Origin of the sequence: Dactylosporangium sp. NBC_01737 (genome assembly GCF_035963215.1) — a bacterium.
Classification (GTDB): Bacteria; Actinomycetota; Actinomycetes; order Mycobacteriales; family Micromonosporaceae; genus Dactylosporangium.
In genome coordinates this window covers 11,674,680-11,696,353 of the sequence record NZ_CP109153.1, presented here as the reverse complement: position 1 = coordinate 11,696,353, position 21,674 = coordinate 11,674,680, and the positions used below count along the sequence as shown (strand labels likewise).

Annotated in this window: 15 protein-coding genes and 1 pseudogene; 11 read left to right on the top strand and 5 right to left on the bottom strand. The window is 73.2% G+C overall.

Features of this window, described 5'->3' with window-relative positions; all coding sequences use genetic code 11:
* The first annotated feature begins 10 nt into the window (after positions 1-10).
* A complete protein-coding gene (locus OHA72_RS53800; protein ID WP_327003858.1) occupies positions 11-904 on the top strand; it encodes an alpha/beta fold hydrolase in 894 nt (297 codons plus the stop codon).
* A gap of 18 nt (positions 905-922) precedes the next feature.
* On the opposite strand, the gene OHA72_RS53795 is transcribed toward OHA72_RS53800, so the two are convergent.
* The 4 genes from OHA72_RS53795 to OHA72_RS53780 all read right to left on the bottom strand — a co-directional run bounded on the left by OHA72_RS53795 (position 923) and on the right by OHA72_RS53780 (position 7,176).
* Complete coding sequence (locus OHA72_RS53795; RefSeq protein WP_327003857.1) at positions 923-1,759, bottom strand: isocitrate lyase/PEP mutase family protein; 837 nt, start codon at positions 1,757-1,759, stop codon at positions 923-925.
* 22 nt (positions 1,760-1,781) lie between these two features.
* Positions 1,782-2,135, bottom strand: coding sequence for a VOC family protein (locus tag OHA72_RS53790; RefSeq protein ID WP_327003856.1), 354 nt, complete (start codon positions 2,133-2,135; stop codon positions 1,782-1,784).
* Positions 2,136-2,151: 16 nt separating this feature from the next.
* Complete coding sequence (locus tag OHA72_RS53785) at positions 2,152-2,955, bottom strand: MerR family transcriptional regulator (protein ID WP_327003855.1); 804 nt, start codon at positions 2,953-2,955, stop codon at positions 2,152-2,154.
* A 120-nt stretch (positions 2,956-3,075) separates the two neighbouring features.
* Positions 3,076-7,176 (bottom strand): RHS repeat-associated core domain-containing protein, encoded by a 4,101-nt coding sequence (locus OHA72_RS53780; RefSeq protein WP_327003854.1) that lies wholly within the window; start codon positions 7,174-7,176, stop codon positions 3,076-3,078.
* Positions 7,177-7,358: 182 nt separating this feature from the next.
* On the opposite strand from OHA72_RS53780, the gene OHA72_RS53775 reads away from it, so the two are divergent.
* From OHA72_RS53775 to OHA72_RS53730, 10 genes and pseudogenes are all read left to right on the top strand, one after another.
* Complete coding sequence (locus tag OHA72_RS53775) at positions 7,359-8,804, top strand: peptide MFS transporter (protein ID WP_327003853.1); 1,446 nt, start codon at positions 7,359-7,361, stop codon at positions 8,802-8,804.
* 65 nt (positions 8,805-8,869) lie between these two features.
* Positions 8,870-11,509, top strand: a complete 2,640-nt coding sequence (locus OHA72_RS53770; RefSeq protein ID WP_327003852.1) for a winged helix-turn-helix domain-containing protein — start codon at positions 8,870-8,872, stop codon at positions 11,507-11,509.
* Between the two features lie 89 nt (positions 11,510-11,598).
* The gene (gene sigJ / locus OHA72_RS53765) at positions 11,599-12,498 is read left to right on the top strand and encodes an RNA polymerase sigma factor SigJ (RefSeq protein ID WP_327003851.1); all 900 of its coding nucleotides are present in this window, start codon (positions 11,599-11,601) and stop codon (positions 12,496-12,498) included.
* 267 nt (positions 12,499-12,765) lie between these two features.
* Complete coding sequence (gene helR, locus OHA72_RS53760) at positions 12,766-14,925, top strand: RNA polymerase recycling motor ATPase HelR (RefSeq protein ID WP_327003850.1); 2,160 nt, start codon at positions 12,766-12,768, stop codon at positions 14,923-14,925.
* A 73-nt stretch (positions 14,926-14,998) separates the two neighbouring features.
* Positions 14,999-16,849, top strand: a complete 1,851-nt coding sequence (locus OHA72_RS53755) for an ABC transporter ATP-binding protein (protein WP_327011839.1) — start codon at positions 14,999-15,001, stop codon at positions 16,847-16,849.
* A 9-nt stretch (positions 16,850-16,858) separates the two neighbouring features.
* Entirely contained in the window at positions 16,859-18,136 is a 1,278-nt protein-coding gene (locus OHA72_RS53750) for a pentapeptide repeat-containing protein (protein WP_327003849.1), read from the top strand.
* On the top strand, positions 18,133-18,480 hold the full coding sequence (locus OHA72_RS53745; RefSeq protein WP_327003848.1) for a VOC family protein: 348 nt from the start codon (positions 18,133-18,135) through the stop codon (positions 18,478-18,480). Before OHA72_RS53750 ends, OHA72_RS53745 begins: the two co-directional genes overlap by 4 nt.
* Before the next feature lie 274 nt (positions 18,481-18,754).
* Positions 18,755-19,246: pseudogene (locus OHA72_RS65330) on the top strand (TerD family protein); the annotation flags it as partial.
* A 397-nt stretch (positions 19,247-19,643) separates the two neighbouring features.
* Positions 19,644-20,288 carry an AIM24 family protein gene (locus tag OHA72_RS53735; protein ID WP_327003846.1) on the top strand — a complete coding sequence of 215 codons (645 nt, stop codon included), beginning with the start codon at positions 19,644-19,646 and terminating at the stop codon, positions 20,286-20,288.
* Positions 20,289-20,386: 98 nt separating this feature from the next.
* Positions 20,387-20,962: a TerD family protein gene (locus OHA72_RS53730; protein WP_327003845.1), complete on the top strand. Its 576-nt coding sequence runs from the start codon at positions 20,387-20,389 to the stop codon at positions 20,960-20,962.
* A 117-nt stretch (positions 20,963-21,079) separates the two neighbouring features.
* Here OHA72_RS53730 and OHA72_RS53725 read toward each other — a convergent pair whose 3' ends face one another.
* Positions 21,080-21,637: an alpha-ketoglutarate-dependent dioxygenase AlkB gene (locus OHA72_RS53725; protein WP_327003844.1), complete on the bottom strand. Its 558-nt coding sequence runs from the start codon at positions 21,635-21,637 to the stop codon at positions 21,080-21,082.
* Between the last annotated feature and the right edge of the window lie 37 nt (positions 21,638-21,674).

Genomic DNA, 21,674 nt, shown 5'->3' with positions numbered 1-21,674 from the left:
GGTCCGGTGAGTGCTCACCACGGGAGAGGGCAATGCCATGACGACGCACATCCTTGCCATCGCCGACGCGGACATCGCCTATGACGTGCACGGCCCGCTGCCGCCCGGCGGCGGGCTGCCGCCGCTGCTCATGATCGGCCAGCCGATGGACGCGCGGGGCTTCGCCACCCTCGCCTCGCTCTTCCCCGACCGCACCGTGGTCACCTACGACCCGCGCGGCCTCGGCCGCAGCGTGCGCCGGGACGGCCGGACCGACAACACGCCGACCGTCCAGGCGGCCGACGTGCACGCCCTCATCGAGGCACTCGGCGCCGGCCCGGTCGAGATGTTCGCCAGCAGCGGCGGCGCGGTCACCGCGCTCGCCCTCGTCGCGGCGCACCCCACCGACGTGACCACCCTCGTGGCCCACGAGCCCCCGCTCATCCCCGTCCTCCCCGACGCCGACGCGGTGTTCCGTGCCCGCGACGGCATCCGCGAGGTGTACGAGGCGCGCGGGTCGAACGCGGGCATGGCCGCCTTCATCGCGATGACCTCATGGGAGGGCGAGTACACCGACGACTACTTCGCCCAGCCGGTGCCGGACCCCGCCCAGTTCGGCATGCCCACCACCGACGACGGCTCCCGCGACGACCCCCTGCTGTCCGACCGGTCCTGGCCGATCAGCAGCTACACCCCAGACGCCGCAGCCCTCGCCGCCGCCCCGACCCGCATCGTGATCGCCGTCGGCGAGGAGTCCGCGGGCACGTTCACGGCCCGCACCGCGGTCGCCACCGCCGAGCTGCTCGGCCAGACCGCGACCGTGTTCCCCAGCCACCACGGCGGCTTCCTCGGCGGGGAGCACGGCTACGCCGGCAAGCCCGAGGCCTTCGCCCAGAAACTCCGCGAGGTCCTCAACGGGGGGTGACCGCACGCCACCGCAGGCTCAGGTCGTGCGGAAGAGGTCGTTGAGGTCGGACTGGGAGAGCTGGTCCTGGGCGTAGGTGAAGGTGCCGTGCTCGGCGAGTTCCTGGGCGGCGCGCTGCAGGTGGCGGTACATGGCGCGGGCGATGCTGCCGCCGACGGTGACGCGGCGGACGCCGAGGTCGCGCAGGTCGGCCACGGACAGGGCGTTGCCGGTGAGGCCCATGACGACGTTGAGGGGGCCGTCGAGCTCGCGGACCAGGGTGGCGATGGTGGCGGCGTCGGCGGCGCCCGGCACGAACGCGCAGTGCGCGCCGGCGGCCAGGTAGGCGTTGGCGCGCTGGACGGCGTCGGTGAGGGAGCCGCCGACGAGCAGGGCATCGGTGCGGCCGACGAGGACGAACGGCTCGCCGGTGGCGTCGACGGCGGCTCGGGCGGCCCGGATGCGGTCCGCCGCGAGCGCCGTGTCGTGCAGCGGGCGGGCCCGCTCGCCGGTGAAGTCCTCGATGTTGCCGCCGGCGGCTCCGGCGGCGAGGGCCATCGTGATCGTGGCGGCCACCGCATCCGGGGTCTCGCCGAAGCCTTCCTCGAGGTCGGCGCTGACCGGCACCGCGACCTCCGCGGCGATCTCCCGGACCCGCTGGAGCATGGTGTCGCGGTCGAGGCGGCCCCGGGGGCCGTGCTCGGCGAAGAAGTCGTGGTCGGGCCGGCCGAGGGAGAACGCGATCCCGGCGCTCGTGGTCGCCACGGCGGGGAACCCGGCCGATTCCAGCACCCGGGCGCTGCCGACGTCCCACGCGTTGGGCAGCAGGAAGCAGCCCTCCCGGTGGAGGTCCACGAAACGCTGTTGCCGGTCCACGTCATGCCCCCCAGACAGAAGATCAGCTGGCGCCGATGTCGAAGAGGTTACCCTCCGGGTCGCTCAGCGTGGTCCAGACCGCGCCGTACTCGGCGAAGTCGGCGACCTGCTTGGCGCCGAGGCTGACGGCCCGGGCGACCTCGCCCGGCAGGTCGGTCGTGTGCAGGTCCAGGTGGATGCTGTTCTTGCCCGGGGTGCGGTCCGGCACCTGGATGAACATGAGCACCGGCTGGGCGCCGGTCGAGCGGCCCACCGTGGCGAAGAACTCGGTGGGGGACGGGTCGACGGGACGGTCCAGCAGCGCCGCGTAGAAGCCGGCGAGGGTGGCCGCGTCGGTGCAGTCGACGGTCACGTGGGCGATGGCGAGGTCGGTCATGCGAGAAACTCCTTGTTCAACTGATGGGCCAGCAGATCTCGGTGCGGAGCCCGTCCGGGTCGGCGGTGTCGTCCGGGCCGACGACGTACAGCTCGACGATCGGGTCGGGCAGGGCGGTGTCGTGCTCGGCGACGTGCAGGCCGAGCCGCCCGTAGGTGATGTCGCAGTCGGCGAACGGTCCACTGTGGACCGCGACGGCGTAGCGGGACGCGGGCAGGGAGGTGAAGCGGTCGTCACCGGGTGGCACCGCGGACGCCGCCACCGGCACGAAGGCGACGACCTCACCGGACTCGCCCTCGAAGAACTCGGCCGAGTAGGTCGCACCCGCCGGGCCGGCCGGGTCCGTGCCGAGGGCGTCGAGGACGGCGTACAGCTCGGGGTACACCCGCCCGCACCAGTCCGCCACCTCGGTGCGGCCCAGCCGCGCCGCGATGTGCAGCACCGGCGATCCCGGCGCCATCCGGTGCCGCACCGGCAGCTCGGGCTCCGGGCCCAGCAGCCGCCGCAGCGAGGCGACCACGTCCCGGGTGCGGGTGAGCTCGGCCTCCATCCGGTCCAGGTGCCGGGCGAGGGCGTCCTGCCGCGCGGCCGCGTCCGGCTCGGCGAGCACGCCGCGGATCTCGGCGAGCGGCATGTCCAGGTCCCGCAGGCGCCGGATGAGGTGCGCGTCGTCGACCTGCGCGGGTGCGTACCGCCGGTACCCGGTCTCCTCGTCGACGCCGGCCGGCACCAGCAGCGAGATGTCGTGGTAGTACCGCAGCGTCTTGGCGCTGAGGTGGCACAGTCGCGAGAACTCCCCGATGGTGACGCCCGTTGTCATGCCACGTAGTCAACCCGTTCCAGTAGCTGGAAGGTCAAGCTTTTGCCGAAGCCGAAGCCGAAGCCGAAGCCGAAGCCGAAGCCGAAGCCGAAGCCGAAGCCGAAGCGGACCGGATCGGGGTCACATCGCGTGCACCGGCGGGCCGGGTCGCGTGTCGAGTTTCCGGCCGTACCGCACGAGCACCGTCACCGCCTTGCCGCCGAAGCCCGAAAGGGCCCCTTGCCAGGCACCCTCCCAGGTCGCGCCGCCCAGGCCCGACCAGGAGAACTCGCCGGTCTGGATGGCGGCGACGAGGTAGTCGATGGCGCCGCCGATCGCGCCGCCCAGGGCGCCGCACGCACCGGCCGCGGCGATCAGGCCGGCCCCGCCGGTCGCGACGCCGACGGCGGCCTCGCAGATGCCGGTGACGAGGTCGCCGACCAGGTCGCCGAGGGAGGCGACCACGACCTTGGCCAGGTCGGCGACGAAACGCACCACGGGAGCGACGATCGCGCGGAGCAGCTTGACGCCCTTCGCGAACCAGGTCCGCGGGTCGAACGGGTTCAGCCCCGACGGGTCCGAGGCGTTGACCGGGTTGTTGCCCGCGTACGAGTACGGCGCCCGGGTCGTGGTGAGCAGCGGGTCGCGGGTCAGGAACTGCGCGGTCGCCGGGTCGTAGTACCGGGCCTGCAGGTACTGGAACCCGGTCTCCACGTCGGTGTACTGCCCGCGGTACCCGAGCGCCGGAACCGGGCCGGTGGTGGTGAGTGTGCGGCCGAAGGCGTCGTAGTCGCGGCGGGCGGTGACGGTGCCGTCCTTGTCGGTGAGCAGCCGGACGCTGCCCTGACCGTCGGTGTGCAGGAACGAGGCGTTGCCGGCGGCGTCGAGCTGCTCGACCGGGACCCCGTCGGGCCCGTAGACGTAGGTGCTGGTGCCGTCGCCGAGCAGCACCGGCGTCGACGTCGAGCGGTCCCACGTCAGGTTCTGCACGGCGCCGCGGCGGGTGACGGTGGTGCGCTGCCCGTCGCCGTCGTAGCCGTACGCCAGGTCCGGCCCGACGGTGACAAGGCGGTTGGCCTGGTCGTAGCCGAGGCGGACGGTGCCGTCACGGGTCTGCGCGGTGAGCCGGTTGCCCTGCTGGTCGTAGGTGTACGCCTTCAGCTGCCCCGCCTCGTCGAACTGCTGCGTGGTGCCGTCGGGCAGGCCGGTGAGGTTGCCGGCGCCGTCGTAGGTCAGCACACGGTCGCCGACGCGGTCGAGGCGGTTGGACTTGTCGTAGCCGTACTGCACCGTCGTCTTCGCGCCCGTGCCCGACGTGGTGGTCGCCGAGTTGACCTGACCCGTCCAGTCGCGGCCGTATTCGTACCCCGCCAGCTGCTCGCCGCCGCGACGCTCCACGATGGACGGTTCGTAGGTGGTGGTGACGCCGTTCGGGTAGATCTTCTTCGTCAGGTTCCCGGCGGGGCCGTACTCGAAGGAGGTCGTGCGCTCCCGCCAGTCCTTGACGGACGTGATCCGGCCGGTGCCGTCGAAGGTCCGGCGGACGGTGCCGGCCGGGTAGCGCAGCTCGTCCTGCTGCCCGGCCTCGTCGTAGTGGTAGCCGACGGTGACGCCGGCGCCGTCGATGACCTCCAGCAGGCGGTCGTCGTCGTCATAGGTGTACCTGGTGAGCCCGGTCCCGTCCCGCATCGACGTCCGGCGGCCCGCCGCGTCGTACTCGAAGCGCACCTGGCGGGTGACGCCGTCGGAGTAGGTGACCGACAGGAGGTTGTCGGTCCGGTCATAGGCGAGCGCGGTGGTCCGGCCGGCCGGGTCGACGATCGCGGTGATGTTGCCGGCCCGGTCGTAGCCGAGCCTGGTCGTGCGCCCCAGCGGGTCCCGCATCGTGGTGACCCGGCCGAGCGCGTCGTAGCCGAACCCGGTCACCCGCCCCGCCGGGTCGACCTGCTCCCTCGGCCGGCCCGCCGCGTCGTACTCCGTCCCGGTGCTGGTGCCGCCGTTGGCACCGGCCATCGTCACGCGCAGCGCCCGCCCCGCGGCGTCGAAGGCATGCTGGGTGAGGTTGTTGTTGCGGTCCAGGGTCGAGACCGCGTTGCCGTCGTCGTCGTAGCCGATCGTCGTGGTGTGCAGCGCCGGGTCGGTGATCTTCGTCGGCCGGCCGGAACGGTTGTACTCCACCGACGTCACCGCCGGACCGTCCACAGTAGAGCGCAGCAGGCCCGACGCGTCGTGGATGTACTGGACGGTGCTGGGCCGGTCGGCCGCCGGGAGGACCGTCACGGTCCGCACCTTGCCCCACGTGTCGTAGGTGAACGCGGTGCGGCGTCCGAGCGGGTCCACGATCCCGATGAGGTCCCCGGGGCGCTTCGGGTCGTGCTCGTACCTCGTCGTGTTGCCGGACGCGTCCGTCGACCACTCGGGGTTGCCGCGGGCGTCGTACCCGTACCGGGTGGTGTGCCCCAGCGGGTCCATGACCTCGACGAGGCGGCCGTGCTCATACCTGGACACCGTGGAGTAGCCACGGGCGTCGGTGACCGTGGTCGGGTTGCCCTCCGGGTCGTACCGGTAGCGGGTGACGTGCCCGTTCCCGTCCGTCATCGAGCTGACCAGGGTCGCCGGTCCGTAGGTGTACCGGGTGGTGGCCGCGTCCGCGGTGCCGGCGCCGCGGGTGACCTCGGTCAGCCGCAGATCGGCGTACGTGAGGACGGTGACGTCGCCGGTCGCGTTCGTCATCGTCGTGGTGCCGCCGCCGGCCGCCGCACCGTCGCCGCGGTACGCCCAGCCGGTCTGCCCGCCGGTCGGGTCCTCTTGCCGGACCACCCGATCCCCGGCGCCGTACCAGGTCCGCCACGTCCCTTCGTGGCCCAGGGTCTCCTGGACCAGCCGGTGCGCGTCGTAGGCGAAGGTGCGGCTGCCGTGGTCCTCGGCCTCGGTCGCGGCGACGAGGTCCCCGTTGTCGTACCCGTAGGTCCATGACTGCTGCCCGGGCCCGTCGACCCGCCGCACGTGGGTACCGTCGTAGGTGAACGTCAGCTTCCGGCCGGCGGCGTCGGCGACCTCCACCAGCCGGTCGCCGGTGTAGCTCAGGCGGGTCACGGCGTCGTTGCCGTCCCGCTGCTCCACCAGCCGCCCGGAGGCGTCGAAGAGGTGGTGGACGCCGGTGCCGTGGCGGGTGAACCGGTACCGGCCGTCGGCATCCCTCGACAGGGTCGCGAGGACCCGCGCCGGTGCGGTGAAGCCGCCGCCGCCCGTGGCGGTGAACTCGACCGCCGCGCCGTTCTCCTCGTGGACGGTGGCGGTGCCGCCGGCGACGGACAGCGACAGGTCGTAGCTGTCGGCCCAGCCGTTGCCGAACCGGGACGGCACGGCGGCCCGGTCCGAGCTGTAGGTCCGGGTCAGCCGCAGCGGTGCCCCGCGGCCCTCGACGGAGATGTCGGTGAACTGCCGCCGCAGCACCCCGGTGGCGCAGTTGACGTCCGCCGCGCCGCACGCCACGGTGCGCAGCGACGGGCTCGGGTCACCGCCCAGCTCGGCGCGGGTCGGGCTGCCGGCCGCCGGCACCGTCGGCGCGGGGGACTGGGCGAGGGCGAAGTAGGCGGTGCCGCCCTGCCGGACGGGCCGGTCGAAGCGGACGGTGCCGGTGCGCCGGTCCGCGCCGAGCCTGGTGAACTCGACGCCGGGCCCTTCGAACCCGGTGTCGCCGAACCGGCAGCCGCGTGGCGTCGGCGGGGCGTGCCCGGCGCAGATCCCGCCGCCAGTGAACGCGAACAGGTCCGTGTCCGCGGTGAAGGTGAGCTCGCGGACCGGGGCGGGGCTGGAGTTGAGCACCCCGATCAGCGTGGCACCGCTGGAGCCGTCGTACGGGGACTGGTCGGGGTCGGCGCGGATGGCGGCGCGGCCGTCGCCGGTCACCTCCAGCAGCATTGCGCAGCCGGTGGCCGCGCCGATGGCGGGGCACTGCCCGAACGGGGCGGCCGGCCCGGTCGTCGCGGAGCTCATGCCGGCCACCGGGCGCCAGGACCTGGGCGGTTCCGTGAAGCCGACCGCGACGGTGGTCTCGTGCGCCGGCCGGGCCGCGACCGGGTAGGGCAGCGCGTGCGGCGGCGGGCCGTCGTGTCCCGGCAGGACCGCCACGGCGTCGGATCCGAGCAGCAGCAGGGCCGCCAGGCCCAGCACGATGCTCTTGCGCACCTGCGTCGGCCGCCACCATGCCTGCACCCGCCGCGCCAGCTGCCGAAGCATCGTCCCCCCGACCCCGGTTCGACCGGCCGGTGGCAGCCGCCACGCGCCGCGTTCGCCAGCAACGTAGCGAGTCGCCGCAACCACCTGCAGTGACCGTTTGGTTCGTGCGGTGCGGCCGTTCGCCGCCTATGACCTTCATGACGGACGGGTAGCCGCACGCCGGGCGGGTAGGGGTCACCGGTATGACGCAGCCGCGGGAGCGCACGTTCTTCGGCCAACCGAGGGTTCTGGGGAACCTGTTCGGCGTCGAGCTGTGGGAACGGTTCTCGTTCTACGGCATGCAGGGCATCCTGCTCATCTACCTGTATTACGGGGCGGACCGGGGTGGACTCGGCATCGACGAGACCACCGCGACGAGCATCGTCGGCGCGTACGGCGGTGCCGTGTACCTGTCGACCATCCTCGGCGCGTGGACCGCGGACCGGCTGTTCGGCCCGGAACGGGTGCTGTTCGGCAGCGCCGTGCTGGTCATGGCCGGGCACATCTGCCTCGCGGTGCTGCCCGGGCTCGCCGGGGTCGCCGCCGGGCTGGTGTGCATCGCCGTCGGCAGCGGCGGCGTGAAGGCCAACGCCACCTCGCTCGTCGGTTCGCTGTATGCCGAGGACGACCCGCGCCGCGACGCCGGCTTCTCGCTGTTCTACCTCGGCATCAACGTCGGCGCGCTGGCCGGGCCGCTGCTGACCGGGCTGCTGCAGCAGAAGGCCGGGTTCCACTACGGCTTCGGCCTCGCCGCGGTCGGCATGGCGATCGGGCTGACCCAGTACGCGATCGGCCGCCGGCAGCTGACGGGCGCGGCGCGGGAGGTGCCCAACCCGCTGCCGCCGGCCCGCCGCCCGCTGGTCGCGCTGGTCGCCGCGGCGGTGATCGTCGTGGCCGGTGCCGTCGTGCTCACCGGCGTCCTGCCGGCCGGTCGGCTCGCCACCGCCGTGGTCGTCCTCAGTGCGGTCGCCGCCGTCGCCTACTTCGTGGTCATCCTGTCCTCCGGCGCCGTCGCACCGGTCGAGCGGCGCCGGATGGTCGGGTTCATCCCGATGTTCCTTGCCAGCGCGGTGTTCTGGTCGCTGTACCAGCAGCAGTTCACCGTGGTCACGATCTACTCCGACCAGCGCCTGGACCGCACCGTCCTCGGCTGGGAGATGCCGGTGTCATGGGTACAGTCGATCAACCCGGTGTTCATCATCCTGCTGTCCGGCGTGTTCGCGGCACTCTGGACCAGGCTCGGCGACCGGCAGCCGTCGACCCCGGCGAAGTTCACCGCCGGCACCGTCGTCATGGGCCTGGCGTTCCTGCTGTTCCTGCCGCTGGCGGGCGGCGGGCCGAACAGTACCCCGCTGCTCGCCCTCGCCGGGATCCTGCTGGTCTTCACCGTCGCGGAGCTGCTGCTGTCGCCGGTCGGGTTGTCGCTGGCCACGAAGGTCGCCCCGGCCGCGTTCCGCACCCAGACCGTCGCACTGTTCTTCCTGTCCGTCGCACTGGGCACCGCCATGTCCGGCGTCCTGGCCCGCTACTACAGCGCCGAGCACGAAACCCTGTACTTCGGCGTGCTCGGTGGTGCCGCGGTCGTCTTCGGCGCCGCCCTCGCCGCGCTCACCCCGCTGATCCGGCGATTGCTCAACGGCGTGCACTGACCGTCGCCGTTTTGCTGAACGGACCGTCAGGAGCCGCCGTGCTGCATATGCTGTGGTCTATCGACATGAGTGGAGGCGTCACGAAGGGCGCGCCCGAGCCGGCGGGCGCGTCCCCGCTGCTGTCCGCGAAGCTGACCCGGCCCGAGCCCGTGGAGTGGACGCTTCGGCGCGAAGGGCTCATCGACGAGCTGTGGAGCCTCACCGACCTGCCGGTCACCGTGATCACCGGCCCGGCAGGGTCGGGCAAGAGCCACCTGGTCGCGGCGTGGGCCGATGACAGCCCCGGCTGGGACACGATCGCCTGGCTCACCCTCGACCAGGACGACACGCGGCAGCCGGCGCGCATGTGGCGGCATCTGCTGGCCGCGCTGCGCCGCGCCGGTGTGCTGCTGCCCGCGACGCTGCTGGAGTGGTCGGCGCTGCACGGGCACCGGGCGGTCACCGAGGTCGCGGCCGTCCTGTCCAGGCACCAGCACCCGCTGGTGCTGGTCCTCGACGACGCGTCCCGGCTCGACGCGGGGCAGCTGCACGAGATCGACTTCCTGCTGCGGCACGCGCAGGGCTGTCTCCGGCTGGTCCTCATCGGCCGGCACCGGCCGCAGTTCCCGTTGCACCGGTACCGGCTGACGGACCAGCTCAGTGAGCTGTGCGGCGCCGACCTAGCGCTGAGCCCCGCCGAGGTGCAGGCGCTGTTCGCGCTGCACGGCACCGACCTGACCGGTGCGGCCCTCGACGACGTCATGGACCAGACCCGGGGCTGGCTCGCCGGGGTCCGGCTGTGCGCGATGGCGATGCAGGACGCCGGGGATTCCGCGGTACCGGCGCTCGCCACCCACGACTACGTCGTCGACTACTTCACCGGGGAGATCCTGGAAGGGCTGACGCCGCGACAACGGCGGCTCCTGGCCGGCGTCGCGCGGCTCGACACGTTCACCCCGGAGCTCGCGGCGATCGCCGGCGGCCTGCCCGTCGCCGGCTCCACCAGGAGTGACTACGTGCTCGCCGACCTCGAGGAGGCCGGCGCGTTCCTGGAACCGGCGAGCGAGGCGCAGGGCACGTACCGGTTCCATCCGCTGTTCCGCGCGGTGCTGCGCGACCGGCTGCCGCTGCCGGCCGAGGAGGCGCGCTCGGCCGGGCTGGTCGCGGCGCGCTGGTGCGCCCGGCACGGCGACCTGGCCGGTGCGGTCGGGCACGCCGCCGAGGTGGGCGCGTGGGAGGACGCGGCCCGGTTCGTCGTCGACGACCTGGCGATCGGCGAGGTGATCATGGATGGGCCCGCCGGGCGGATCACCGGCCTGCTGGCGGGCATGCCCGCGACCCCCGCGACCTCGGAGGGCGTGATGGTCGCCGCCGCGCTCGCGCTCGCGCACGACGACATCGTCCGCGCCGAGCGGCTGCTGGCCGGCGACGCGTGGCTGCCGGCCCCGGACGCGCCGCTGCCGAGCCGGATCGCCGCGTGCATGGTGCAGCAGAGCATCGCCTACGAGACCGGCGACGCCGAGCGGCTCCACGCCGTCACGGACGCCGCCGCGCAGCTGCTGCCCCAGGTCGACCCGGGCCGGATCGCCGCGCGTCCCGAGCTGTGGGTGTTCGTGCTGTCCGGGGTCGCGACCGCGCACCTGCGCGCCGGACGGCTCGCCGAGGCCGCGGCGGGTTTCGCCGCGGCGGTCCGGGCGCCGGCCGATGAGCGGTGCGGCGCGCTCATCGCGTACTGCATCCAGCATCTCGCGTTCGCCGAGGCGCACCTGGGCCGGCTGCGGGCGGCGTACGACACGGCGCAGCGGGCGTTCGACCTCGTGGCGCGCACCGAGGCCCTGAACCGCGGGCCGCGGCACATCGCCGACGTCGCGCTGGCGTGGGTGGCGGCCGAGCGGTACGACACCGCCGCCGCCTGGCACTACCTGCACGCCGCCGAGGCCGGCCTGAAAACCGACGCCGGCCCGCGGGAGAGCGCCTACTCGGCCACCCTGACCATCGTGCGCTCCAGGCTGCTGCGGGCCCGCGGCGAGCTGCCCGCGGCGCTGTCGGTGCTGCGCGGCGCACCGGCCGAGGCGCCGCCCCGCAGGTGGGTCCGCGACGAGCTCAACCTCGCGGAGCTACGGGTCCTGGTCGCGATGGGCCGGCACGACGAGGCCCGCGCCGCGCTGACCCGGCTCGACCAGGAGCGCCCCGAGGTCACGGTGGTCCGCGGCTCGGCCTTCCTCGCCGAGGGCGACACGTCCCGCGCGGTCGAGTGCGCCCACCGGGTCCTGCGCAGGCTCGGCCTGCCGGTCGGCGTCCTCGTCGACGCGTGGCTGCTGCTGGCCGCCGCAACGGCCCGCCAGGGCGACCACCAACGGGCCACGGAAGCCCTGCAGACGGCGGTGGAGTTCACCGCGGACGACGGCGGCACCCGAGCCGTGTACGAGTCCGACGCGATCCTGCGCCGGCTGCTGCGCCAGCACGCCCTGACCCACCCATCCACGTCCGACCCCGCCACGGACCCGGCCCGCCCGCTGGCGGCCGACCCGGTGCCCGTCCTCAGCGCCCGCCAGACGGAGGTGCTGCGGCACCTGTCGGCGCTGATCCCGGCCGAGGAGATCGCCGCGATGATGCACGTGTCGGCCGGCACCGTGCGCACCCACATCCGCGAGGTCCTGCGCAAGTTCCAGGCCACGACCCCCCACGAGGCCGTCCGCCGCGCCCGCGAGCTCGGCCTCCTGTGATCCGGTGACCGCCGCACCGTGACCTGACAGTCCGGGGTGGTGTCTCGTCGGACAGGTGCAGGGCGGGACGACCGAAGGGAGCCGGCGCCATGAGCAGCCCGGAGCCGGGCCTGGACGCGATCATGGGGGAGCGGCGGCAGTTGCTCAACGTGGCCTACCGGCTGCTCGGGTCGCTGGCGGACGCGGAGGACGTCGTGCAGGAGACCTACGCGCGCTGGTACGCGATGACGCCGGGGCAGCGGGAGGCCATCGTGTCGCCGGGGGCGTGGCTGACGACGGTGGCCGGGCGGGTCTGTCTGGATCTGCTCGGTTCGGCGCGGGTGCGGCGGGAGCGGTACGTGGGCGAGTGGATTCCCGAGCCGCTGCCGGAGCCGACCGAGTGGGCCGACGGGCGCGGCGGCGCCGATCCGGCCGAGCGGATCACCCTCGACGAGTCGATCAGCATGGCGTTCCTGGTCGTGCTGGAGTCGATGACGCCGGCGGAGCGGGTCGCGTTCGTGCTGCACGACGTCTTTCGCTACTCCTTCGCCGAGGTGGCGGGGATCGTGGGCCGCACGCCGGCCGCGTGCCGCCAGCTCGCCTCGTCGGCGCGCCGGCGGCTGCGTGCCGCGCGGTCACCCGCGACGCCGGCGGCTCGGCGGGCCGGGGTCGTGCGCGACTTCAAGCGGGCGTGGGAGGCCAAGGACATCGACGCCCTCGTCGGGCTGCTCGCCGCGGACGCCACGGCGACCGGTGACGGCGGTGGGCTCGTCAGCGCCGCGCCGCGCCCGGTGCAGGGCGCCGGGCAGATCGCGCTGTTCTTCGTCGAGCGTGCCGTGCTGGTGTCCGGTGTGACGGTCCTGGAACGCACCGTCAACGGCCAGCCCGGGCTGGTGGCGCAGCTGGACGGTGTGACCGTGTCGGTGCTGGCGTTCGACGTCGACGGGGACCGCATCACGCGCATCTGGGCGGTGCTCAACCCCGACAAGCTGCGGCCCTGGACGTCATAGGCCGGCGTCGGCGGCGACCATGGTCAGAACCTCGTGGACGGTGTCGTCGAGCTGGCCGCGCAGTCCGACGCCCACTTCACCCCGATCGGCGAGGCGGCCACGAACTTGAGCCGATCGCCGCGAGCAGCATTGTCAGCGCATTGTGCGCGAAGCATGGAAAGGAGGCTCACCCACTCCTTCCATTCTTAACGTATATCGTACCCGGGGGCTTGTGGCAAGACCCTGGTCGTGGCGCAGAATCGCTGGTCGAAGCCAGGATCGGAGCTGATGCACGTGACCCCGCTGACCACCAGTGCGTTCGACCTTCCCGAGCATCTTTCCCCGAAAGCCGACCCCGCGTTGATCGCCGGCGACGACCGGCATTTCGCGGCCATCGCGGAGAGCCTCGCGCAATCCATCGCGGAGCTGTCCGACCGGCTCGACGCCGAGCGGCTGGCGCCCGGTGGCATCGGCGAGGCCGCGATGAACCGGGACATGGAGGTGCACCGGCTGACCGCCCGGCTGCGCGCCCTGCGCCGGTTCGGCCTGGACCTGTGCCTCGGGCACATCGTCAGCGCCGACGACCCTGAGCCCGTGTACGTCGGGCGGCTCGGGCTCACGGACGGCTCGGGCCGTCGGCTGCTGGTCGACTGGCGCTCGCCCGCCGCCGAGCCGTTCTTCGGCGCGACGCACGCCAACCCGATGGGGCTGGTCAGCCGCCGGCGGTACCGCTGGACCCGCGGCCGGATCAGCGACTACTGGGACGAGGTCTTCACCGCGGACGGGTTCGAGGGGCATGCCGCGCTGGACGACCAGTCCGCGTTCATCGCCAGCCTCGGCGGCAACCGGTCGGCGCGCATGCGCGACGTCCTCGGCACCATCCAGGCGGACCAGGACGCCATCATCCGCGCGGGATCCAGCGGTGCGCTCGTCGTCGACGGCGGCCCCGGCACCGGCAAGACCGTCGTGGCGTTGCACCGCACCGCCTACCTGCTCTACGCCGACCCGCGCCTGGGTCACCGGCGGGGCGGGGTGCTGTTCGTCGGCCCGCACCAGCCGTACCTGGCCTACGTCGCCGACGTCCTGCCCAGCCTGGGCGAGGAGGGCGTGCAGACCTGCACCGTGCGGGACCTCGTCGCCGAGGGGGCGTCGGCGGCGGTCGAGACGGACCCGGAGGTGGCTCGGCTGAAGTCGTCCGCGGACCTGGTGCGGGCGGTCGAGGCGGCGGTCAGGTTCTACGAGCGGCCACCGGCCAAGGGGATGACGGTCGAGACCGACGCCGACGACCTCTGGCTGAGCCCCGGGGACTGGGCCGAGGCGTTCGACGCGGTGGAGCCCGGCACCCCGCACAACGAGGCGCGCGAGCAGGTCCTGGAGGAGCTGTGCTCGCTGCTGATCGCCGGGTACGACGGTGACACGCCGGACGAGGCGCTGCGCGCGTCGCTACTGCGCAACCGGGAGCTGCACACGGCGCTCAACCGCGCGTGGCCGCTGATCGAGGCGGCCGACCTCGTCGGGGACCTGTGGACGGTCCCCGCCTACCTGCGCAGGTGCGCGCCCGGGCTCGGGCCCGACGAGGTGCTGCAGCTGCAGCGTACCGACGCGAAGGCCTGGACGGTGTCGGACCTTCCGCTGCTCGACGCGGCCCGGCAGCGGCTCGGCGACCCGGAGGCGGCGCAGCGGCAGCGCGGGCGGGACGCGGCCGTCGCCGCCGAGCGCGAGCAGCGGGCCAGGGTCGTCGACGACCTCAGCGCCGTCCTCGACGACGACTACGGCGTCGGCCTGGTGACGATGCTGCGCCACGAGGGCTGGCAGGACACCCTCGTCGACGAGGCCGCCCGGCCCGGCACGGCCCCGGACCTGCTGGCCGGGCCGTTCGCGCACATCGTCGTGGACGAGGCGCAGGAGCTGACCGACGCGGAGTGGCAGATGCTGCTGCTGCGCTGCCCGTCGCGGAGCTTCACCGTCGTCGGGGACCGCGCCCAGGCCCGGCACGGCTTCACCGAGTCGTGGCAGGAGCGGCTCGACCGGGTCGGCGTCGACCGGGTCACCATGGCGTCGCTGAGCATCAACTACCGCACGCCGGCCGAGGTCATGGCGGAGGCCGAGCCGGTCATCCGGGCCGCGATCCCCGACGCCAACGTGCCGACCTCCATCCGCAGCGGCGGCGTCCCGGTCGTGCACGGCGCCGTCGCGGAGCTGGACACGGTCCTCGACACCTGGCTCGCCGCGCACGCCGACGGGATCGCCTGCGTCATCGGCTCACCGACGTTCCGGGCGACGCCCCGGGTACGGTCGCTGACCCCATCGTTGTCGAAGGGGCTCGAGTTCGACCTGGTCGTCGTCATCGACCCGGAGAATTTCGGCGAAGGCATCGAGGGAGCCGTCGACCGGTACGTCGCGATGACCAGGGCCACCCAGCAGCTCGTCATCCTCAGGAGCACATGAACGACTGGACCTCAACCGTGGTCGAGGTCGTACGGTGGCTGACGTGAGTATGGAAGTCACCGCCTGGACCCAGATGCACCACGCCATCTACGCGTCTCAGGACAAGCGCCCGTTCTCGGCCGCCGCGCTGCGACGCATCGCGGCGTTCGCCCGTCCGCACCGGGCCCGGCTCGCCGGGTTCCTGTCCCTGAGCGTCGTGACCGCGCTGCTCGCGGTCGCCACCCCGGTGCTCGCCGGCCGGGTCGTCGACGCGATCGTCGGCGGCGGCTCCCGCGACACCGTCGTGACCCTCGCCGTGCTCATCGCGGTCATCGCCCTCGTCGAGGCAGGGGTCGGGCTGCTCGCCCGGCTCCTGTCGGCGAAGATCGGCGAAGGGCTGATCCTCGACCTGCGCACCGCCGTCTTCGACCACGTGCAACGCATGCCGGTGGCGTTCTTCACCCGGACCCGCACCGGCGCCCTGGTCAGCCGCCTCAACAGCGACGTCATCGGTGCGCAGCGGGCGTTCAGCGGTACCCTGTCCGGCGTCGTGAGCAACCTCGTCCAGCTGTCGCTCACATTCGTGGTGATGGTGACGCTGTCCTGGCAGATCACCCTGCTCGCGCTGGTGCTGCTGCCGGTGTTCCTGGTGCCGGCCAAGCGGATGGGCAACCGCCTGGCCCGGCTGGAGCGGGAGGCCGCCGCGCACAACGCGGCGATGAGCACACAGATGACGGAGCGGTTCTCCGCCCCCGGCGCGACCCTCGTCAAGCTGTTCGGCCGCCCGGCGGACGAGTCGGCGGAATTCGCCCAGCGGGCCCGCCGGGTCCGTGACATCGGCGTGCGCACCGCCATGAACCAGACCGTCTTCATCACCGCACTGATGCTGGTCTCCTCGCTCGCCCTGGCCGTCGTGTACGGCGTCGGCGGCGTCGCCGCACTGCGCGGGAGCCTCGACGCCGGCGCGGTCGTGGCGCTCGCGCTGCTGCTGACCCGGCTGTACGCGCCGCTCACGGCCCTCGCCAGCGCCCGGGTCGAGGTGATGAGCGCCCTGGTCAGCTTCGAACGCGTCTTCGAGATCCTCGACCTGCGCCCGCTCGTCGCGGAGAAGCCCGACGCCCGCACGGTCCCCGCCGGCCCGGTGTCCGTCGAGTTCGACGCGGTCCGGTTCGGTTACCCGTCCGCGGACAAGGTGTCCCTCGCCTCCCTGGAGGAGGTCGCGACCCTGGACACCCGAGGCGGCGTCGAGGTCCTGCACGAGGTCTCGTTCACCGCCGAGCCGGGCCAGATGATCGCCCTGGTCGGCTCGTCCGGTGCGGGGAAGTCGACGATCGCGCAGCTGCTGCCCCGCCTGTACGACGTCGACGGCGGCGCCGTGCGGCTGGGCGGCGTCGACGTGCGGGACCTGTCGTCCGACGCGATCCGGGCGACGCTGGGCATGGTCACCCAGGACGGGCACCTGTTCCACGAGTCCGTGCGCTCCAACCTGCTGCTCGCCCGTCCCGGCGCGAGCGAGGAGGAGCTGTGGGCGGTCCTGCGCCGGGCGCGGCTGGACGACCTGGTCGCCTCGCTGCCCGACGGCCTGGACACCGTCGTCGGCGAGCGCGGCTACCGCCTCTCCGGCGGCGAGCGGCAACGCCTCACCATCGCCCGGCTGCTCCTGGCCGGCCAGCAGGTCGTCGTGCTCGACGAGGCGACCGCGCACCTCGACTCGACGTCCGAGGCGGCCGTGCAGGCGGCGCTCGCCGAGGCGCTGACCGGGCGCACTGCCGTCGTCATCGCGCACCGCCTGTCCACGGTGCGCGCCGCCGACCTGATCCTGGTCGTCGAGGCGGGCCGGATCGTCGAGCGCGGCACCCACACGGAGCTGCTCGCCGTCGGCGGCCGGTACGCGGAGCTGTACCACACCCAGTTCGCCCCCGCGGACGAGCCGGTCCGCACGTAGGCTCGCGCCGTGGATGAGACCTCGCCGGGGCAGCCGGCCACGGACGCGATCTGCTCGCGGCTGCGCACCCGGGCCCTGCCGGACGGCGAGGTCCGCGCGGCACTGCGGCTGCTCACCGACGCGCTGCGCGGGCCGTGGGCCGGCGCCACGGTGGACCTGTCGGGCGCGACGCTCACCGACGCCGACTTCAGTGACTGCCGGCTCGGCGGCGCCACGTTCGCCGACACCCGGTTCCACGGCACCACGGCGTTCGACGGCGCCACGTTCGAGGGCGGCGCCGCGTTCCAGCGCGCCGTCTTCCACGGCGACACCGGCTTCGCCGGCGCCCGCTTCGACGGCGACGCCGAGTTCGGCCGGGCCCGCTTCCGCGGCGCGGCGGACTTCACCGGCGCGGTGTTCGGCGGCATGGCCTGGTTCGGCCGGGGCGCCGACACGTGGTGGGAGGACGACGAGGCCTGGGACACGGTCGAGGAGATCGACCCGGCGCCGTGGGACGAGCCGAACGAGCACGACCCGGGCTGGCCCGTCGCCGTGCTCATCGAGGACTACCAGGACTGGGAGGAGGGCGGCGACGGGGCACGGTTCAACGGCGACGCGTCGTTCCGCGACGCCCGCTTCGACGGCCCCGCCTGGTTCTACCACGCCCGGTTCGGGGCGGCGGCCGCGTTCGCCGGCGCGCGCTTCGCCGGGCGGGTCCACCTCGACCAGCCCGCGGTCGACCTCGCCGGCGCGCACTGGGCGGGCGGCACCGGCGACGGCGGGTCCGTGTGGCCGCTCGGCTGGACGGCGCCCGGCGCCGGTGGTGTCGTGCGGGACGCCGCGGTGCTGCCCTACGCCGGGCAGCTCGGCGACCCCGCGACCCGTGCGGACGGCTTGCGGATCCTGGCCCGGCTCGGTGACGACCGCCCCGAGCTGCGCCAGCGGGTCGTGACCACGGTGTGCGCGTTCCTGCGGATGCCGGTCCCGTTCGACCTGCGTGCCGGTGGCCGTACACCCGGGCAGACGACGCTGCTCCAGCTGCGGCTGGCGGCGCAGGAGCTGCTCGCCACCCGGCTGCGGCCCGGTCCGGGGCAGTGGCAGGGCATGCACCTGTGGCTGTGCGGCGCCACACTCGTCGACCTGGACCTCAGCGGCTGCGAGGGCGGATACGCCGACTTCACCGGCGCCCAGTTCCACGGCACGACCCGCTTCGACGGCAGCCGCTTCGACCGGACCGCCTTCACCCTGGACGGCCCGGCGGGCCGTGCCACCTTCCACGGCCCGGTCACGCCTATCATGAGCCCATGACCGTCGATCTGTTCGCAGGCATCCCGGTCCGTGACTACGCCGCGGCGGTGGCCTGGTATGAGCAGCTGCTCGGCGCCCCACCGTCCTTCCTGCCCAACGACACCGAGGCGGTGTGGGAGCTCGCCGAGCACCGCTACGTGTTCATCGAGGTGCGCCCCGACCACGCCGGCCACGCCATGCACACCCTGTTCCTCAGCGACTTCGACACCCGCATCCCCGACATCGCCTCGCGCGGCCTGGAACCCGCCGAGCAGGAGACGTATGCCAACGGCGTGCGCAAGGCCACCTTCCGCGACCCCGACGGCAACGAGATGGGCTTCGGCGGCGCCCCGCTGCCGTCCTGACCGGACCCGGTCATGGTGCGCCTGGAGTGGATCGAGGCGCTGGTCGCCTCCGGCCGCCACGAGCAGGCGGTCGCCGAGCTGCGGGCGGATCCCGACGCGGGAGGCGGGTACGCCCGCGAGCGGCTGGCCGCCCTGCTGGCCTGTTCCGGTCCTCCGGACGAGGCGATCGCCGTGCTGGCCCCGGCCACCGGACCGCAGGAGCGTGAGCTGCTCGCGACGGCGCTGATCCGCGCGGGCCGGCGGCACTGGTGTGACCGCACAGGCGGGCCCGGATATGTTGGTCGCGGACGCATCGTCGGCAGCCGGGGGAGTACAGGTGGCTCAGGTATTCACTCGGGGGCAGAAGAGTCCGCTCTCGGCGCTGACCCCGGCGGACGACATCTACGTCGGCATCCGGCTGGACGGGCCCGGGCTCACCTGGGACGTCTCGTGCTTCGGGCTCGACGCGGGCAACAAGCTCTCCGACGACGCGTACTTCATCTTCTTCAACCAGCCCGCCTCACCCGAGGGGGCGATCCGGCAGCTCGGGCCGCAGTCGGGTGACACCGACTCGTTCCAGGCGACGCTGGCCCGGGTGCCCGACAAGATCGCCAAGCTGTCGTTCTGCGCCGCGATCGAGGGGGCGGGCACCGCCAGCCAGCTGCGGTCGGGGTACGTCCGGCTGGTCGCGGGTGGGCAGGAGGTGATGCGGTACAGCTTCACCGGCGCCGACTTCGGCACGGAGCGGGCGATCATCATCTGCGACCTGTACCGCAAGGGGGTGTGGCGGGCCGGGGCGGTCGGGCAGGGCTTCGCGGGCGGGCTGGCCGACCTGATCCGCTCTTACGGCGGCACGGTCGACGATGAGCCGGCGCCCGCGCCGTCGTCGCCGCCGCCGCTCGCGCCCGTCGGTCCCGCGCCGGGGTTCGCACCGCCGCCAGGGCCGCCGCCCCCGCCGCCACAGCAGCCGGGCTTCGCGCCGCATCCGGGCCAGGGCTTTGCGCCGCCGCCGGGTCCGGGCTGCGCCGCCGCCAGGGCCGCCGCGACCACAGCCGGGTTTTGCGCCGCAGCCGCAGCCGGGTTTTGCGCCGCAGCCGGGGGCGCCTCAGCAGGGCTTCCAGCCCCAGCACCCAGGACCGCCGCAGGTCCGGCCGGCGCCCGCCGAGCGGGTCCAGCCGGGCGTCATGGTGAGCCTGCAGAAGTACCGGGAGGTGCCGGCCACCGGACGGTGGACGAAGCAGAACAGCAAGATGGTGAAGGTGACGCTCGGCCCCGAGTTCCACGCGCGCCGCGGCTCGATGGTCGCCTACCAGGGTGATGTCGAGTTCATCTACAAGGGCTCCGGCGGCCTGAGGGCGATGTTCGAGGGTGCCGTCACCGGGCAGGGTCTCAAGCTGATGACCTGCAAGGGCCAGGGTGAGGTGTTCCTCGCGGAGAACGCCACCGACGTGCACATCGTCGAGCTGCAGGGCAACTCGCTGTGTATCAACGCCAACAACGTGCTCGCCTTCGACGCCACCCTGCAGACGGAGATCCAGCGGATCGAGAGCCCCGGCATCCCCGGCGGCGGCGTGTTCCACCTGGTCGTGTCCGGCCAGGGTTCGGTGGTGGTCATGACCCGGGGTACCCCGGTGACCCTGCAGTGCCAGGGGCCGACGTTCGCCGACATGGCCGCCGTGGTCGCCTGGACCACGGGGATGCGGGTCTCGGTGTCGACGCAGGTCAGGGTCTCCCGGCAGATCTATTCCGGCGGCCCGGCCGAGGGGCTCGCCCTGCAGTTCATGGGACTGCAGGGCCATTTCGTGGTGGTTCAGCCCTACGAGGTTTGACGTGTTCGGCAACCCTCCCAGCGGATGTCCAGGGTGGCGGAGCATGATGGCTTACTGAGAGCGGGCTGTGCCCGTGCCCGGCATCACCTGGAGGATTAATGGGAGTCAGCCTCACCAAGGGCGGCAACGTCAGCCTGACCAAGGCCGCGCCCGGCCTGACCAACGTCAACGTCGGTCTTGGCTGGGACGTTCGCACCACCACCGGCGCGGACTTCGACCTCGACGCCAGCGCACTGCTGCTCGGCGCCGACGGCAAGGTCCTCAGCGACCAGCACTTCGTGTTCTTCAACAACCTCAAGTCGCCCGACGGCTCGGTCGAGCACACCGGTGACAACCTCACCGGTGAGGGCGAGGGCGACGACGAGATGATCAAGGTCAACCTCGCCGGGTTGGCGCCGGAGGTCGACAAGGTCGTCTTCCCGGTGTCGATCCATGACGCCGACGCCCGGGGTCAGTCGTTCGGGCAGATCACCAACGCCTTCATCCGGGTGGTCAACGCCGCCGACAACAACGAACTGACCCGCTATGACCTGACCGAGGACTACTCCACGGAGACCGCACTGGTCTTCGGGGAGCTGTACCGCAACGGCGCCGAGTGGAAGTTCCGCGCCGTCGGCCAGGGCTACGCGTCCGGCCTGGCCGGCATCGCCAAGGACTACGGCGTCAACGTGTAGCGAACAGGTGCCGATGACCGGCGGGCCCGCGCGAACGTCAGCCGGGCCCGCTGGCCGTCGCACAGTGGCTCGTCGTGAGCGAGCGGACGGTCGAGGCCCACGTGCGTCACGTCCTGCTCAGCTCGGCAGTACCGTGCGGAAGGTCAGCGACACGCGCCGGCCGCGGGTGATGACGGCGTCCTGCCACCGGTCGGTCTTGCGGGCGGCGATGCCATGGCGCCAGTCGTAGCGGGCCGGGCCCCGCATCACCAGCAGGCTGCCCGGCTCCATCAGCACGTCCAGCCGCTGCGCCGACTTCGGCAGGGTGTAGGTCATCACGCACGCCGAGCCGAGACTCACCGACAGCACCGTGCCGGCGAAGCACGGCACGCAGTCCACGTGCGGGGCGATGCCCTGCCCCGGCTGGTACTCGTTGACGATGACCTGGTCCGGCGGTGCCGGCGCGTGCCCGTCGCGGTGCAGCCGCCCGGCGAGGGCGCCCGCCCACGCCGGCAGCGGCCCGAGGAACGCGCCGGCGTCGACCCGCTTGCGGTTGTAGTCGTAGCGGTAGCCGTAGTGCTGGACGCGGCGGCGCAGGTCGTCCCGCCACGGCAGCGCGTCGATCGTGGCGAGCAGGTCGCGTTGCCCGTCCGCGTCGAGGTAGCCGGGCAGGTTGGTCAGCCCGTCGATGTCCATGTGCCCTCCTGCCGTGCCCGCAGGAACTGTACCGCCG

Coding starts and splice junctions, on each gene's coding strand:
- OHA72_RS53790 (WP_327003856.1), bottom strand. CDS start 2,135: ATGACCGACCTCGCCATCGCCCACGTGACCGTCGACTGCACCGACGCG.
- OHA72_RS53785 (WP_327003855.1), bottom strand. CDS start 2,955: ATGACAACGGGCGTCACCATCGGGGAGTTCTCGCGACTGTGCCACCTC.
- OHA72_RS53780 (WP_327003854.1), bottom strand. CDS start 7,176: ATGCTTCGGCAGCTGGCGCGGCGGGTGCAGGCATGGTGGCGGCCGACG.
- OHA72_RS53775 (WP_327003853.1), top strand. CDS start 7,359: ATGACGCAGCCGCGGGAGCGCACGTTCTTCGGCCAACCGAGGGTTCTG.
- OHA72_RS53770 (WP_327003852.1), top strand. CDS start 8,870: ATGAGTGGAGGCGTCACGAAGGGCGCGCCCGAGCCGGCGGGCGCGTCC.
- sigJ (WP_327003851.1), top strand. CDS start 11,599: ATGAGCAGCCCGGAGCCGGGCCTGGACGCGATCATGGGGGAGCGGCGG.
- helR (WP_327003850.1), top strand. CDS start 12,766: ATGCACGTGACCCCGCTGACCACCAGTGCGTTCGACCTTCCCGAGCAT.
- OHA72_RS53755 (WP_327011839.1), top strand. CDS start 14,999: ATGCACCACGCCATCTACGCGTCTCAGGACAAGCGCCCGTTCTCGGCC.
- OHA72_RS53745 (WP_327003848.1), top strand. CDS start 18,133: ATGACCGTCGATCTGTTCGCAGGCATCCCGGTCCGTGACTACGCCGCG.
- OHA72_RS53735 (WP_327003846.1), top strand. CDS start 19,644: ATGGTGAGCCTGCAGAAGTACCGGGAGGTGCCGGCCACCGGACGGTGG.
- OHA72_RS53730 (WP_327003845.1), top strand. CDS start 20,387: ATGGGAGTCAGCCTCACCAAGGGCGGCAACGTCAGCCTGACCAAGGCC.
- OHA72_RS53725 (WP_327003844.1), bottom strand. CDS start 21,637: ATGGACATCGACGGGCTGACCAACCTGCCCGGCTACCTCGACGCGGAC.